This is a genomic window from Enterobacter cloacae complex sp. HYC033_NIDB (genome assembly GCF_056673335.1).
The window spans coordinates 1-14,827 of sequence record NZ_CP115126.1; the positions used below are offsets into that span (position 1 = coordinate 1).

Consider the following 14,827-nt stretch of genomic DNA (forward strand, 5'->3'; position numbering starts at 1 on the left):
GAGCCATTCTGCGGCGGCACGGAGTCAGATTTTTCAGTCTTGTAAACCATTTCCTGGCCTATTTTGATCCAGTCCACCTTTATCAGGCGGGCTTTCAGACTGACGCGCTGTTCGCCGGCATGGTCGCCTTTGTTCAGCGTAAATATGTCCGTGGACGGGTTACTCAGGTTAAAGCCCAACAGGACTTTCTTGTCTTCATCGACGGCTTTCTGGCAGCGGGCGATAAGGCTGGTTGCCTCTTTACCTGCGACAGAAATGTCAAAACGGACGTAGGCCGGATTATCAGTCGGACCACTCAGTGCATTTATTACGCAGCTGAGGAACGAGCCATTCTGATGGTTAACCTGGCGGATGTTGCTGAGATACCCGATGCCTTTGATAGTCAGGTTGAAGTACTCAGATTTTGCAGATGCAGAAGTATTGTTTGCAGACATGATGTTTTCTCCATGGAGGTAAAAAAAGGTACGGCGGAGAAACCATCTGCCCTGACGGGAGTGGTTTCCCGTCGGGGGTCAGGATCGGTTGAATCCTGAGAGTCTGGTATGTTGAAAGGACCTCAATCACTGTGCAGTGATATCCGTTTCCAGAGGTTAAACGGATTTACCACCCGAAGGTATCCTCTCTCAGGCTGCGAGGATTTTCCGGTCACCCGAAGGTGTTTCTCTCAGACCGGTGAAACGTTAGCTGGCAGTCACCCTAAGGCGTTTCTCTCAGACTGCTGAAACTTTAGCTGGCTGTGAAAAACAGCGGTAAGCACTGTTGATTTTTAAACCAAACAAGCCTGGTGTCAACCCATAAAACCAGAAATGAAAACGGCGCTGCATATGCAACGCCGTGGGGGCTGTACCAGACCTTAATGTATCTCACTACTCCGGGGATCCGTTCCCGACGCGATTTTCACGGAGCGCATGCGTCTTACAGTTCCTGCCAGATGTGCGATGGCAGACCGTCGTGCCGGTTGCCAGATTAATCCCGTTAAAGTTAAGCTGGCTGCCTCCGGCAAAGGGGTACATATCGAAGCGTAGTCACATTAGCAGAACCCGGCCCGGGGTTGTACAGTGAAATAACTCATCACTGTGCGGATGATTCTGTTTTTGTCCCTGATGCTGCTTTTTTGCGCTTTGTGGTCTTTTTCCCGTTGGTGTTAATAATACCTTTGCAGTCTGGGTAACGCACGCAACCCCAAAAATCTCCTTTCTTACCTTTGCGTTTACGTGTGGGCCCTTTGCATAACGGACAAGGGGGCGTGACGGGAGCGGTGATTTTCACACTGTCCTGGCGGCCTTTTTCGACAAGGTGACGGGTCCACTGCAGCTGCTTTTGCATAAAGACCGCAAGCGACATTTTCCCCTGCGAAATATCATCCAGTGCCTGCTCCCATAATGCGGTCATGCCCGGGCTCGTCAGCGTTTCCGGCAGGGCCGCAATCAGCTCCCGGGCCATCTGCGTTGAGTGGATGTGCTTCCCTTTTTTCTCCAGATAGTGTCGTTTGAAGAGGGTTTCGAGTACTGCCGCACGCGTCGCCTCTGTGCCCAGACCTGCGTTATCACGCAGCACTTTCTTGAGCTTCGGGTCACTGACGAAACTGGCCGCGTTCTTCATGGCAGCAATCAACGTCCCCTCCGTGAACGGTTTAGGCGGACTGGTTTTCATATCTTTAACCTCAGAACCGGTGACAGCGCAAATATCCCCTTTTGCCAGCGCCGGCAGCGCCATACTGTCACCGTCGACGTCCTCTTCATCGTCATCTTTTTCAGCCTGGAACAATGACTTCCAGCCCGTCACCACACCGACTTTCCCGCGTGTACGGAACAGCTGACCACCGATATTGAAAGACGCCTCCGTCACGTCAGATTCCTGCAGCGGAAGGAACTGGGCGAAATAATGCTGGCGAATCAGATGGTAGACCTTCAGCTCATCGGCGCTGAGGCGCGACAAATCAAATGCCTGTCGGGTGGGAATGATGGCATGGTGCGCGGTGATTTTCTTGTCATTCCAGACACGCGAGACAAACTTCCTGTCCAGCTGATTCAGTACCGGGGCCACAGCGGGATCGGATTTTGCCACTGCCGCCAGAACGTCGGGTATTTCCTGCTGCATCGAAGTTGGAAGGAAACCGCAATCTGTCCGGGGGTAGGTGGTCGCTTTGTGGGTTTCGTAGAGGGATTGGGCAATGGCGAGCACATCATTTGCGCCCATGCCGAACTTTCGGGAGCAGACCTGCTGAAGGGTGCCCAGGTCAAAACAGAGGGGGGCCGCCGTTTTTTCCCGCTTCTGTGTTACCTCCAGTACCACAGCCCTGCCCTGCTGCTGACACAACTGCCCCACCGCCCGGGCGGCCTGGGGATTGATGCAACGCTTTTCCTCATCACAGTACTGCTCAACGGGCACCCAGACTGCCCGGAACCGGACGCCCTCTTTTTCAATAAGCGCATGTACCTGCCACCAGGGCTTTGGCACGAAGGATGTGATTTCATTATCCCTGTTAACCACCATAGCAAGCGTCGGCGTCTGTACCCGCCCGACGGACAGCACTTCTGACACCCCTGAGTCACGGGCCTTAAGGGTATAAAGACGCGTCAGGTTCATGCCAATGAGCCAGTCCGCCTGGCTCCTGCCCTTGCCGGCATCATACAGCAGGGCTGTTTTTTCCCCCGGAAGAATACTGCTAAGTGCTTCCTTCACACTGGCCTCATCCAGGGCTGACAACCAGAGCCGGCGTACCGCGCCACTGTAGCGGCAGTATTCCATCAGCTCACGAGCGATCACCTCGCCCTCGCGGTCGGCATCGGTTGCGATGACCACTTCAGACGCCTTTTTGAGCAGCTTACTGATAACGGTGAACTGCGATTTTGTCTGCTCTTTAACGACCATTTTCCAGGCCTCAGGCAGCACAGGCAGAACATCGGCACGCCATGGCCTGCCATACTGCTCGCCATAGGCTTCAGGGCTGGCAGTTTCGAGTAAATGGCCGACCGCCCAGGTCACAACGATGTTACCGCCGCTGATAAATCCCTGCTCACGCTTGCTGATACCCAGCACGCGGGCAATATCCTTTGCCTGGGAGGGTTTTTCACACAGAAAGAGTTGCATGTGTTGCCTCCCGCATCAGCGTTTTTCACCCGCCGCAACAGCGCGGACATCATTCATCAGCTTCGTGACGCCGGACCCGGCCAGACGCTGTGATGATGATGAGCGATAGACAACATAGAGCCTGCTGCCGGACCCGTTTTTCTCGATTTCGATATCCAGGTGATCACGTCCGTTCCAGTCGGAGCCCATTTTGTAGTAGCTGCCCGGCATGGCGTCCCAGACGGGATGCGCATCATCTTCTGCCGCCGCTTTCCAGTCCCCGTCATTTGCGGCCTGCCGCAGTGCCTCAAGCTCCTGTGTGGAGATAAATTTGTAATGGCGCTTCAGGCGGGCCGCCGCGGTATCCACATCGACCGGCACGGAGAACGTTTTATCGACGGACTGCATGGCCTGTTGCCCCGCCGGGCTCATCAGCGGCATCCCGCCACTTTCTCCGCTGTCGTTGCCGCCTAACGTTTTTGTCAGGTTCGCAGCGGTATCGCTGACCTGTTTATTAATCGCAGCCCAGTCCGTTGTTGCGCATCCGCTCAGTAAAAAGAAGGAGGTGAGGAGGAACACAGGGCGAATCATATTATTTCTCCTCCTGAACGGCTTTTCTCAGAGGTGGAGAAAAGGAAGAGCGTTTCTTACCAGTAAGAATGTCAGTATCGGGCATGCCCAGTTTTTCTATTGCCTGTTGTGCTTCTTTAGTCTGGATTGCTATGTCAGCACGGTTAACCTTGACGGTTCGATAAAGGCGTAGCACACCATATACTTTTCTGATTAAGTGAGCGCAATGGCTCAGTAGTTCATCGCGACGGTTGCGGGATATGAGACCGTAATGAGCCGCCTGGAATGCTTTAAGGGCCATCTGGTCATATCCGACGAGTACCCATACACATCTGTAACCCAGCGGAGAACGACTGTATACGCCTATATTAAGTGGAGACGAGGAGGCAATGTCAGAAAATGAAACAGCAGGGGGAACTGATTTCAATATGACCTCAAGTTCTTCTACCCGGCTTTTGATATGTTCTCCAGCTTCATTCAAAAGCGTTTCAACCCTGAACATCGCCTCATCTGCCCATGGGTTATCTGCCAGGGAATCCTGATAAATAATTCCTGAGCGCTTAATAGCCTGGGGCATACTCATGATGGCATGCTTAACTTTCTTTACACCCTCCTTCGCCTGAGCCTGCGGGCGGCCTTCCCAGAGACGGATAGCATAGTTTGAGTGGATCTCGATTTTCAGGGAGGATGTGAGTCCGCCCGGTTTATCGCTTCGCGTTTCATTTTCAGTGGTCATGAAATCATCTCCTGTAAGATCCCGGTCAGGTTCGACCTGAGTCAGTGATACTCTTCAGGCAGGAGCTTGGGGACAACTAGAAACCAGATCCCTAATCTCGGAAATTCACTTATATGGCTTCATAGCGGGCTGGCTCAGGGCGTTGAAGTAGTCAGTTATATAGAATGACACCTCAAACTGCTTAAAAATCAAAAGATAAAATCCTTTCATGTTTTACTCAAACCAGACCCATACAGTGCTGTACATTTTTTATCCGCCGCTGCCACTCGCAGCACTGTTTGCTTTTTAACCACTGCTGCCACTCGCAGCACCGATTACTTTTTAACCACTGCTACCACTCGCAGCACCGATTGCTTTTTAACCACTGCTGCCACTCGCAGCGGTGGTTGTTTTTTAACCTCCGGTTCTAGAAGTAGCTATCTATCGTTTAGCTTTCTACGAATATCTCTAACCAAATTTCGTATGTTCTCTTCCGATACAGGATGGACAGAAGAACGTGGTTCTGGCTTCCACAGCTGTTGTTCAGGACGCTGAGCATTTTTTTGCACGGCACTCTCAGGCGAATCATCAGCCTGACGGGGCGCGTATAACCTGCCCTCACGGGCCTTTTTCATTACGGCCAGCAACCAGCCAACCGGGTTGCTGAGCTGCTGGCGTGCCATCACCTTTTGCAGGCTGAGCAGCACAAGTTGTGCCTGTTCTTCAGGCAGCGCCTGCAGCTGGGCGGTCAGCATGGCAATATCTTCTGCCGGCACAAGTTCATGCAAACTGTCGGGAAGCACAGGTTTACCCGGTACGTACGTATTTTTATTCACACTGTGTGTGATACTACGTACGTAATGGTTCGGTTTCCGAACCCGGTCATAACTGCCTGTTTTTACTGGCAGTACGGATTCCGAACTCAGTGAATTGTTGTATCTTTCTGGGCTGAGTTCGGTATCCGAACCCTGTTTTTTAGCGATGATTCCTGGCCGTTTATGACTGAGTTCGGTTTCCGAACCCGGTGCGGGACGGGGTATTCGGTGATGATGTTTCGCCATCTGGCTGGGCGTCTGTGGGCGGTCCAGACGCGATTCGATCAGCGCAAGATGGCTGCGATAATGGCGCATGGTGGGGTCGTTTTTTATATCGTCGAGCACTTCGCGGGCGGTCTGGCTGATAGTCCGGTTTTTACTCAGGCAGGCATCCGCCACCGTATCAAGGAAGCGGGGGTCGAGCGTTTCCGCATCGCTGAACGTCAGGGGCTCATCGTGCTGAGCATAGATATTCCCCCGCACCCGCCCTTTATCATCCCGCACGCGTTTACAGAGGCTGAGCCAGCCGGTTATTCGTAGCATAAGCAGGACGCGGCTTACCGTTTCCCTTGAGGCTTTCCCCTTTCCGGGTGAGGCAAGCTGCAGTTGCAGTTCGTCATAGCTGGGGAAAACTGCCCCCTCATTATTTTGTGCATACAGCCGGATCATCATCCAGCCCATCTTGTCCAGTGGTGACAACCGCGTGTCGAGCAACAGCCGGCGGGGAATGGAATCATGCACATTTCCGGTAAACAGCAGGCCGTTACGTATCCTGCCATCATCCCGCCGGGGTCTGGCCGCAAGGCGGGCATTCATTTTATCCAGCGTATAAGCAATCAGGCTTTCTGCAGGCAGACTCATTATTTTTCCTTTTCGGCCGCCATCACGGCCGTTCTGAACTGTCAGTATGCTTAGTAATGCACCCGCGTACGGGTGCAGGGTAAACAGGCTGTCATGCTGCTATTTCCGTATGGCGCTGTTATAGCGTTCGTGGCTGAGAAGAAGCCATGTCCGGCCTTCGTTGCGACTCAGCAAACGCCAGAACGGGCCGAGATCGATTTTGTAGTAACCGCAGCCTTTCTCATCGAGCCGGGTGTAATTACGCGCCCCCTGCCGGAAACGGCGAACCTGACGTAACGCCTTCTGACAGCATTGCGGCGGCGTACCATGGGGAGCCCGCAGGCCCGGCGCAACCATCCTGTATTTCATGCCGTCTTCCTTACCGGCATTCGTGCCGGAGAAGGCTGCCGGGTTTTGTGCCAGCCGCGGACGGCATGCCAGACGGACGTCAGCGAGACGTTCATCTGTTCTGCAGCCAGCATCATTACGTCCAGCCCGTCAGCACTTTCCGCATCTTCAACGCCGGACTTTTGCCACTGACGCCACAGGGCGGCGTTTTCCTCATCACCCAGTGCGTTACCGCGCCCCGGCCGGACATCGATACCGGCAATACGACGGCGGGCCGCCACGTCCGTACTGGAGAGCCCGAAGTAATTGGCCATCAGTTCAATGGAGCCGCCCAGCGCCAGCGCCCGATCGATACGCTGGAGTCGTTTCTGTTCCGTCCGGGCCTGCTGCAGCATGCGCACCAGATTGCCGTGATTGATGCCCACACTGATGATCGACACCTCACTGCCGGAAAGGTAGTGAAGCTCTTCGAGCGAGAGCCCCTGCAGCATCTGCATTTCCTCGCGGTTCAGTCCCAGCGATTCGCAGCGGCGCAGATAGCCACTTCTGAGATCCATAACCAGCTGCATCAGCAATCCGTTGGCAGCCTGAGATAAACTGTTCATCATTCCCCCTTAATCCTGACGGTAACCAATGGCTGCCGGACCCCGGCCGCTGACACCATGATGAATACGGGCATTTTGTCCGGCTTCATACCCCTGATAACGTGCTGTATCCGCCCCGCGGCAGGCTTTCAGTTCACGGGTTGTGACTGTTTTCATACTGCGGCTTTCCAGCCAGTGGCTCATCACCTGCTCCTCCTCGCTGCTGATGTCAGTTGCCGATATCACCTCACGCACCCCACATACCCAGCCGTCACGGAACTGCTCCGCTCTCGCCCGGCGTGTGGCCAGTTTCAGCCGCTTACTCTGGGTTTTGAGATAAGAATTTGTGGCATCTTTCAGCTGGCGCGTCAGCACATCAAAGGCATAGGCTGCTATCTCAGGTTTTTCACTGAATCCGTAAAAGGTTACCGAACGGCGATACCCGGCAGAGGTCTGACGCCATGAGTAATAAGCGCGGCAGCCAAAGGCATGACAGACGCCCCGGACAAGGGTCACCATCCATTCCGGAACTTTTTCAGCATCCGAAGGGGCCGTGCGGGAAGACGCCTCGCGCACAGATGTAAGACTGGCGTCAAGCTCGCTGATACCGTATCTGGCCATCAGCTTCTGGGCACGCTGCAGGGCCAGTCCTGCCTCATGGGCATTACTGTTGCTGCGGCCCAGCTTCAGCAGTTTCCTGACAAGATTCAGCAGTCGCAACTGTCGCTGTGAGTTATTCATCACTGTTATCCTCCCCGTACGTCAGACCGCGTTGCAGCTCCCGAAGACGGCGCATAACGCGCATCAGGCGCAGCAGTTTCAGAGCATCTTCATCTGTCAGTGCAGGTGCTTCCCCCTCACCCGGGCCGCCGGTGAAAAGCTCCGGCAGACCACACACTCCTGCCGCAGGATGCAGCGCAGGCGCTTCGCCGGTCAGGCCCAGCAGAAATGCGGCGGCTTCAGAACACACCTCACCTGCCCCGACGTAACCGGCAGACATGTCATTGTCGCGTTGCGGAAGAATTTCATCTTCGCAGCCAAGGACCTCACCCAGCTCCCAGGCCAGACGAAAAGCGGTATTCTGCAGGTGTTCGATATCGTCCTGATGGGCCGGCACATGCCAGATGCTGTCATTAGTCACTGGCGCGTCATCCTGCAGGACAACTTCAGGTTCTGGTGTTAAAAGAGAAAGCAGGCCATCCTCCCCATTGTCCTCTTCTCCACCATTCTCTTCTCCGTACCCATCGGAGAGGGTAACCAGCCCGCTAACATCCCCGCTCTCACCTGAAATGACCGGCGCGGCACCGTACATATCTGGCTGAACCTCATGCCGGGGGGGCTGTTTATCCAGTTTTTCAGGTGGGGTATTATCCGGGGCGGGCGTTACCGGCTCTCCTGAGATTTCACGACGTGGACTGGAGAAAGGCTGCGCGACCTCAACAGACTTCTGCGCCGGTGTGGCCTGACCTGCAGAGTCAGCGGTGACGAGGCTGTTTACGGGAGGGATGGACACCGGTTCTGGATCGCCGAAGTGATGTCTGCGGTTACGTTCTTTAGGATCCAGTTCCATCATCCAGCGGTCATAATCCAGCTCCGGATGGGGCAGCGCATGCAGTAAATCACCAATTAATTCATCGCGAAACATCTCAAGAGACCACAGTTCCGGTGAGTTGAAACGGCCACAACACTGGCCAAAAACGTCGCTGAAGGATTTGTCGCCTGTGTCTGAAATCAGGCAAAACTCATCCCACACGCGTTCAGCATCATGCCGGAGCGCCAGCAGCGCCGTTATCTGAGGCCTGCCGAGCCCGGACTCAAGCAGGTCTGGGATCCACGGAAAAAGATATTTCAGTGCATCTTCCATACGGCTGATAGTTGAATTATGTACCGGCAGACCTTCACGGGTCAGAAGCTCTGACAACTGTCGTAAAGAGACTGGCTTTCCTAACTGCTCTTCATATATAGAGCGGGCTTTGTGGATCCCCTGCGCTTTTTCAATAAAACTCAGTTCCCCGCGCACTTCATTCTCTGCCAGATGGCCGATAACACACTGCAGCCGTCCCGGCCACGGCTTGAACAACACATGGACACGGAAAAAACGGTCTTCTCCGGTCTCCTGCCACAGTTCTGACAGGATCTGATAACGTGTATTACCACCGTCGCTGAAGATGTACATATCGGGCTCACCATCCGGGTCACGGGTGACTTTGGGTACGGTGTCCAGCCCGCGCGAACGGATGGAAGCCTTGATATCGTCATAACGCGGATTGCGTGATGTTCGCGGATTATCAGGATTCGGGCTTAACTGGTCGAGCGTCAGGACCATGGGCATTTCAGCCGCCGGCATGACGCTGATATTGCCGGCCGCCTGCGACTGGCGTCCGGGCTGCAGCATGGCAGCCCCCACATTAGAACTTTTACGGCTCATGCCTGTTTCCTCCCGCTGCGGTAACCGAAGTCATAGCTGCCTTCCTGAAACTCCGAAAAGAGGGTATAACGCCCGTCAAATTTGACTTTCACCGTGCCGGTTGGCCCCTGCCGCTGCTTGCCGACAATGATCTCAGCCACCCCGGCATCAGGAGTGCCGGGGTTATAAACCTCATCCCGGTAAATAAACATGATGAGGTCTGCATCCTGCTCAAGCGCACCAGAGTCACGCAGGTCACCATTATTAGGGCGTTTATCGGCCCGCTGCTCCACCAGGCGGTTGAGCTGGGAAAGCGCCAGTACCGGACAGCCCAGCTCTTTACCGAGCGCCTTAAGCGAGCGGGAAATTTCCGCTATTTCCTGCGTGCGGTTTTCCTGCTCGGGGGAGCGGACAAGCTGCAGATAGTCCAGCATGATGAGAGAGGGTCTGCCGTATTTGCGGACATAGCGACGGGCGCGGGCGCGCAGTGTAGCCGGGGTCTGGTAGCTGGTATCATCAATGATCAGACGGTTTTTCCATTCAATAATGCGACCGGTAGCCGCTGACACGCGAGCCCAGTCTTCATCATCCATGTTGCCGCTGCGAAGCCGGGACAGTTCCACCCGGCCTTCCATCGCCAGCAGGCGCATCATCAGCTGCTCTGAGGGCATTTCAAGACTGAACACAAAGACGTGATCGTCAGGTTTTGCGCCCACGGCCGCGGTGCAGGCGGCCATGGCCAGCGACGTTTTTCCCATGGAAGGACGGGCGGCCAGCAGGGCCAGATCGCCGGGCTGGAGACCACAGGTCATCGCGTCCAGTTCACTGAAACCGGTCGGTGTGCCGGTGAGGCCGTCACTGGCGGACATACTTTCCAGATGCGTCAGCAGTTTATCCAGCGCCTCGTTAACGCCGGTCTCACTGTTGAGCTGCATGGCTCCCTGTTCGGCAATGTTAAACAGCTTACCTTCGGCCGACTCAAGGATGCCGGCCGAGCTGGCTTTCGGGGCCTGCACATCGGAAAGAAGACTGTTACCCACTGTCATCAGCTGCCGCAGGCGGCTTTTCTCCGCCACCACGCCGGCGTAAGCAAGGATATTGGCTGCAGACGGCGTGTTTTTACTCATTTCAGCCAGATAAGCAAAGCCGCCACACTGTTCAAGGTCGCCTTTGTTCTCCAGCCGTTCCGTAATAGTGATGAGATCGAGCGGTAGCCCTTCTCCGGCCAGCTCGGCCATGACGCGGAAGACCATACGGTGCGGCCGGGAAAACAAATCTTCCGGGGAGATTTGCAGTATCACCTCATCCCACCGGTCGTTATCAAGCATCAGTCCGCCCAGTACGGCCTGCTCAGCCTCATAAGAGCAGGGCATCATCATCTCAGACATGACGCACCTCCCGGGTCAGAACGTCACTGAAATGGCTCTGCCACTCAGGGAACAGTTCACACGCGAGGTCGTGCATGGTGACGGCTGCGGCCGGACCTTTGCGGCGTGTTTTGTATTCCAGACGATGCACGGGCTGCTGCTTGACGTGCCCCAGTTTGAAAATATCCAGCGCCTCGATACGGGTATTGAGTAAACGATAAACGTCACGGTTGCCCAGCGCAGAGGCGTCGTAATGTTTTTCGTTAATGATGGCGGCAAGACCGTCCATTGCTTCACGGTCAAGCAGAGTGTTTTCGATACAGTTGACGAGAATGGAAATATCAGGAAGGCGGATACCGTAATTTTCATAGGTTTTCAGGCGGGTAAGCATGTGAAGGGAGCCGCGGATAAATTCACGGACATCCGGAAGGATGGGTTTAACAACGCCCATCACATTACCGGTAGAGGACAGGAGGGAAAGCTCAGTCATAACGCCTGTTGCGCCTTTAGAATCCACAATAATGGCGTCATAACGGTTAAAGAAAGGATGCTGAAGTATGTTACGCAGGCGAAGACGGCCATCTGCAGCGTGGAGCATCGCGGTCGGCAACAGTTCGTCCGGGTCGTTTGAGTAGATGACATCGAGATTTTTTATGGCGGTCTGCGAAATGCATTGCGTATGGTCACTGACCATCTGCATCAACAATTCATAGAGACCGAATGGGGATTCATGCTCCAGCGCGAAGATACTGCTGGCTGTGGGCTGGGAATAGTCTGCATCCACAAGAAGGGTATTCAGGCCAGCATCGGCAAGAAAACCGGCAAGGTAAGCAGCAAACGTGGATTTGCCTTCTCCACCTTTGGGAGAGATAACGGGAAGTATTGTCATTTTGCACATCCAAAACAATGGTTTGGATGTATGCGTTAGCGATTATTCACATCTCTGTAACACAAAGGCAAAAAATTTAACTTTCCGGCAATGGGATTGAAAATCCCCGTGTCCTTGGTTCGATTCCGAGTCCGGGCACCAAAATTTATATTAACGGACCTCCACGGAGGTCCGTTTTTGCATTATGAACCCGCCAGAATCACTATTTCTGCATTCCCTTAATGACATCCCGACCACTGCGTCAGCAGCGCATGCAGTTTAGCCGGCTCCAGAGGCTTGCGGAGCACCAGGTAACCCTCCTGCTCCGCCTCCAGCAGAACCGGTGAATTAAATTCGCCGCTGACTATCGCGCCGCTCATATCCGGCAGACGTTCAAAAAGCGCTTTCAGGATGTCGAAGCCGCTTTCGCCCGATCGCAGGCGCTGGTCGCACAGCACGGCGAACGGCGTAAAGCCGTCGTCGATTATGGCAAACGCTTCTTCAGCCGAGGCCGCACAGCGTACGTCGATTCCCCAGACGCTCATCAGGCTCTCCCAGGCAGACGTCACCAGCGGGTCGTCATCAACGACCAGGCAGGAACCGTGCAGCGGCGCATAGCGTACCGGCGTGGCGGTGTTGTCAGCGGCGGGCGGGGTGTCCAGCACGCTATCTTCGCCAGCATATTGGATAAAGCGCATCCAGAAGCGCGAGCCTTTCCCTTCAATAGATTGCATCCCGTATTTCACCTTCATGAGCTTGGCACAACGGGCAACGACGGCCAGTCCCAGCCCGTGCCCGGCGCTGTCGATCTTCCATGCCAGCTCGGGGCGGTAGTAAGGTGAGAAGATTTTGCCCTTCTCTTCATCGGCGATACCGACTCCCGTGTCCCACACCTCCACCATACACTCGTCACCGCGCGGTCGGATGGCGACCAGCACCCCGCCCTGGAGCGTGTAGCGAAGGGCGTTTTGAATCAGGTTAATCAGGGACTGTCGCACCAGCAGCGGATCGCCCATCACGTCGATACGGCGTTTAGGCCGCCGGATGCACAGCCTAAGCGCGCGGCTGTTGGCCTCTTCACGAAACAGCGTGATGACCGAGTCGAGCAGAGCACCGATATCCACTTTGGTCGGGGCAGAGAGGACATTCCCGGATTCTATTTTGCTCAGATCGAGCAGAGAATTGAGCATTAAATGCACCGAGCGAACGCTCTGCTGAAGGTCAAGGAGTTGCGGCGTCAGGCTGTCGTCCCGGTTTCGGTGGAGGATGGCTTCGATCAGAAAGCCCATTGCGTGTACGGGCTGGCGCAGATCGTGGCTGGCGGTGGTCAGAAACTGATTTTTATCCAGCAATGCCTGCTCCGCGTCCTCTTTGGCCTGACGAAACTGTTCCGCAAGGCGTGAGCTTTTTTCCTCAAGCAGCGCTTGCTGAATAAAGAACGCATGGGAAGTTAACGCATGGCGGTAAATCGCGAAGCCGTAAAGCAGATTCAGCATGAGCACGATGAACATCAACTCATCCAGCCGCCAGATAATACCGAGGTTCAGCACCCCCCAGGAGGCGAAGAAAAAACGCGTAAAGGTACTGATGACAGGCGTCAGATGCGTCGCATTGGCGGCGACGATGGCGGCAATGCTGATATTAAGTAACAGGAAAAAGTCAAAATTCTGCGTCTGTGGCGTAATTAAATAGAGTGATGAAATTCCCAGCCCGTGAATAAAGGCAATATTATTAATACGCGGAAGCCAGCGTCGCAGAACGTCCCTTTCACCGTTTTCTTTCGCTTCACGCTGATAGCGTCGGTGCAATATTCGTATCGCCACGGCACATAGCAGATAAATAATTATCCAGATAATCGTCGGGCCGAGTTCATCCCCAAGCATATAAATCCAGATGGCGAAAGGAATACCAACAAAGGGTACCGCACTAAAGCTGAATACCAGCCGCAGAAAGGTGTTGTTTAGCAAACGGATCTGCGCCGGAGGAGAGATACCATCATTTTGTAAGCTCTGAAAAAACCTCATTCCGACGGTTCCTGCTTGCCATGCAGAAGCGTGATGGCTTCGACCCGGCTGTTAACGCCTATCTTTTTCAATATATTGCTGATGTGTTCTTTGACCGTGGGCTCAGAAATTGAAAGCTGGGCGGCGATACGTTTATTTGGCAGGCCGCGCATAATCATATTTAACACGTCTATTTGTCACGGCGTTAAGTTAAATTTACTTAACTTCCCATTATTCGTCTTAACGGAAATTTCGTTTCCCTCAGGAAACCAGGTCTGATTATCAGCGAGTGCGAAAACGGCCCGCGAGAACATCTCAGGTGGCTCGCTTTTCAATACAAAACCGTGTCCCCCGGCGGCATTAACTTTGCGCCAGATATCATTATTGTCATCCCCGCTGACCACCAGGAGTCGTACCTGTGGGTAAAGTTGTTTAACTTCTTTGAGTAATTTCAGGGCCGTTCCGGAAGAGAGCCAAAAATCGATTACCAGCAAACGTGGCGGGCCATGATCCCTAATTTGGCGGTAGCAATCATCCTCATTCGTCACCACACACGCCTGTTTAAACTGGCAATGTGTAATCAGAAAATTGGCGATGCCGCTTGCTACCAATGGATGGTCATCAACGACTAACGCATAATTCTGTCCCAAAGGAGCCTCCTTTTACCTTCGCATATCTTAGAGTACAGATGAATTATTATCTACCCACCCTACTTTAGGAGGGTTTTTTCGATTAGGAAAGAGAAATATATTATTCGCTGATTTGGGTAAAAGAAAACATAAATACAATCAGTGAAATTAACTGGTTGGATATCAAGGATAATTTATGAAAAAACCACTAATCGTTTTAACCGTTACGTTGATGCAAGCCGGTTGTTCCACGTTGAAAACCGATCAGGCTATTCCACTCCTACAGGCGGAGACCGCTAAAATGCTGGGACTGGGCTCATCGGATGAAATAACTGTATCCAACGTTAATGGCGCCCAGCCGGACGCACTGGGAGGACAAAAACTCTCTTATCGCGCCACGACAGAAAAAGGGCGTATTTTCGATTGTTCATCGATGATGATGCCGGGAATTTTAGGATCTGCACCGACGCTGAGCGCGCCAACCTGTACACCAGTTGTCACACATAAATAATTAACGCCACATCAAAAGGCGTACATAAATAACGCCTTTTACATTATCTGACGTATCTGAGTTTTCATATAAAAACGATGTTCCTGACATCATGCTAA

General features: G+C 53.7%; 13 protein-coding genes and 1 pseudogene. 1 reads left to right on the forward strand and 13 read right to left on the reverse strand.

The features are described from left to right. The 13 genes and pseudogenes from O1721_RS25485 to O1721_RS25545 all read right to left on the reverse strand — a co-directional run. Positions 1 to 434 (reverse strand): STY4534 family ICE replication protein (locus tag O1721_RS25485; protein ID WP_479954011.1); only part of this gene is annotated, 434 nt, incomplete at its 3' end. A gap of 637 nt (positions 435 to 1,071) precedes the next feature. Next, positions 1,072 to 3,093 carry a DNA topoisomerase III gene (locus O1721_RS25490; RefSeq protein WP_006777725.1) on the reverse strand — a complete coding sequence of 674 codons (2,022 nt, stop codon included), beginning with the start codon at positions 3,091 to 3,093 and terminating at the stop codon, positions 1,072 to 1,074. Positions 3,094 to 3,108: 15 nt separating this feature from the next. Then, positions 3,109 to 3,663: a hypothetical protein gene (locus O1721_RS25495; RefSeq protein ID WP_006777724.1), complete on the reverse strand. Its 555-nt coding sequence runs from the start codon at positions 3,661 to 3,663 to the stop codon at positions 3,109 to 3,111. 1 nt (position 3,664) lies between these two features. Continuing rightward, on the reverse strand, positions 3,665 to 4,378 hold the full coding sequence (locus O1721_RS25500) for a PFL_4669 family integrating conjugative element protein (RefSeq protein ID WP_010615557.1): 714 nt from the start codon (positions 4,376 to 4,378) through the stop codon (positions 3,665 to 3,667). A gap of 416 nt (positions 4,379 to 4,794) precedes the next feature. Then, a complete protein-coding gene (locus O1721_RS25505) occupies positions 4,795 to 6,033 on the reverse strand; it encodes an STY4528 family pathogenicity island replication protein (protein ID WP_006777723.1) in 1,239 nt (412 codons plus the stop codon). 99 nt (positions 6,034 to 6,132) lie between these two features. Beyond that, complete coding sequence (locus O1721_RS25510) at positions 6,133 to 6,381, reverse strand: ParE family toxin-like protein (protein WP_004115572.1); 249 nt, start codon at positions 6,379 to 6,381, stop codon at positions 6,133 to 6,135. Further along, positions 6,378 to 6,968: a DUF2857 domain-containing protein gene (locus tag O1721_RS25515; RefSeq protein WP_032646920.1), complete on the reverse strand. Its 591-nt coding sequence runs from the start codon at positions 6,966 to 6,968 to the stop codon at positions 6,378 to 6,380. The genes O1721_RS25510 and O1721_RS25515 overlap by 4 nt, the downstream gene beginning before the upstream one ends. 6 nt (positions 6,969 to 6,974) lie before the next feature. Continuing rightward, positions 6,975 to 7,685, reverse strand: a complete 711-nt coding sequence (locus O1721_RS25520) for a DUF2786 domain-containing protein (RefSeq protein WP_006777721.1) — start codon at positions 7,683 to 7,685, stop codon at positions 6,975 to 6,977. After that, positions 7,678 to 9,372 (reverse strand): ParB family protein, encoded by a 1,695-nt coding sequence (locus O1721_RS25525; protein WP_006777719.1) that lies wholly within the window; start codon positions 9,370 to 9,372, stop codon positions 7,678 to 7,680. The genes O1721_RS25520 and O1721_RS25525 overlap by 8 nt, the downstream gene beginning before the upstream one ends. Beyond that, positions 9,369 to 10,739 carry an SPI-7-type island replicative DNA helicase gene (gene dnaB-PI / locus O1721_RS25530; RefSeq protein WP_006777718.1) on the reverse strand — a complete coding sequence of 457 codons (1,371 nt, stop codon included), beginning with the start codon at positions 10,737 to 10,739 and terminating at the stop codon, positions 9,369 to 9,371. The genes O1721_RS25525 and dnaB-PI overlap by 4 nt, the downstream gene beginning before the upstream one ends. Continuing rightward, positions 10,732 to 11,607 carry a ParA family protein gene (locus O1721_RS25535; protein ID WP_006777717.1) on the reverse strand — a complete coding sequence of 292 codons (876 nt, stop codon included), beginning with the start codon at positions 11,605 to 11,607 and terminating at the stop codon, positions 10,732 to 10,734. Before O1721_RS25535 ends, dnaB-PI begins: the two co-directional genes overlap by 8 nt. Positions 11,608 to 11,825: 218 nt before the next feature. Beyond that, on the reverse strand, positions 11,826 to 13,610 hold the full coding sequence (locus O1721_RS25540) for a hybrid sensor histidine kinase/response regulator (protein WP_032649501.1): 1,785 nt from the start codon (positions 13,608 to 13,610) through the stop codon (positions 11,826 to 11,828). Continuing rightward, a pseudogene (locus O1721_RS25545) lies at positions 13,607 to 14,239 on the reverse strand (LuxR C-terminal-related transcriptional regulator). Before O1721_RS25545 ends, O1721_RS25540 begins: the two are co-directional and overlap by 4 nt. Before the next feature lie 175 nt (positions 14,240 to 14,414). Between O1721_RS25545 and O1721_RS25550 the strand changes: the two are divergent. Beyond that, positions 14,415 to 14,729 carry a hypothetical protein gene (locus tag O1721_RS25550; protein WP_032649503.1) on the forward strand — a complete coding sequence of 105 codons (315 nt, stop codon included), beginning with the start codon at positions 14,415 to 14,417 and terminating at the stop codon, positions 14,727 to 14,729. Positions 14,730 to 14,827 lie beyond the last annotated feature (98 nt).

What these genes read in the sequence shown, in the direction of transcription:
- O1721_RS25490 (WP_006777725.1), bottom strand. Translation starts at nt 3,093, where the DNA reads ATGCAACTCTTTCTGTGTGAAAAACCCTCCCAGGCAAAGGATATTGCC.
- O1721_RS25495 (WP_006777724.1), bottom strand. Translation starts at nt 3,663, where the DNA reads ATGATTCGCCCTGTGTTCCTCCTCACCTCCTTCTTTTTACTGAGCGGA.
- O1721_RS25500 (WP_010615557.1), bottom strand. Translation starts at nt 4,378, where the DNA reads ATGACCACTGAAAATGAAACGCGAAGCGATAAACCGGGCGGACTCACA.
- O1721_RS25505 (WP_006777723.1), bottom strand. Translation starts at nt 6,033, where the DNA reads ATGAGTCTGCCTGCAGAAAGCCTGATTGCTTATACGCTGGATAAAATG.
- O1721_RS25510 (WP_004115572.1), bottom strand. Translation starts at nt 6,381, where the DNA reads ATGAAATACAGGATGGTTGCGCCGGGCCTGCGGGCTCCCCATGGTACG.
- O1721_RS25515 (WP_032646920.1), bottom strand. Translation starts at nt 6,968, where the DNA reads ATGATGAACAGTTTATCTCAGGCTGCCAACGGATTGCTGATGCAGCTG.
- O1721_RS25520 (WP_006777721.1), bottom strand. Translation starts at nt 7,685, where the DNA reads ATGAATAACTCACAGCGACAGTTGCGACTGCTGAATCTTGTCAGGAAA.
- O1721_RS25525 (WP_006777719.1), bottom strand. Translation starts at nt 9,372, where the DNA reads ATGAGCCGTAAAAGTTCTAATGTGGGGGCTGCCATGCTGCAGCCCGGA.
- dnaB-PI (WP_006777718.1), bottom strand. Translation starts at nt 10,739, where the DNA reads ATGTCTGAGATGATGATGCCCTGCTCTTATGAGGCTGAGCAGGCCGTA.
- O1721_RS25535 (WP_006777717.1), bottom strand. Translation starts at nt 11,607, where the DNA reads ATGACAATACTTCCCGTTATCTCTCCCAAAGGTGGAGAAGGCAAATCC.
- O1721_RS25540 (WP_032649501.1), bottom strand. Translation starts at nt 13,610, where the DNA reads ATGAGGTTTTTTCAGAGCTTACAAAATGATGGTATCTCTCCTCCGGCG.
- O1721_RS25550 (WP_032649503.1), top strand. Translation starts at nt 14,415, where the DNA reads ATGAAAAAACCACTAATCGTTTTAACCGTTACGTTGATGCAAGCCGGT.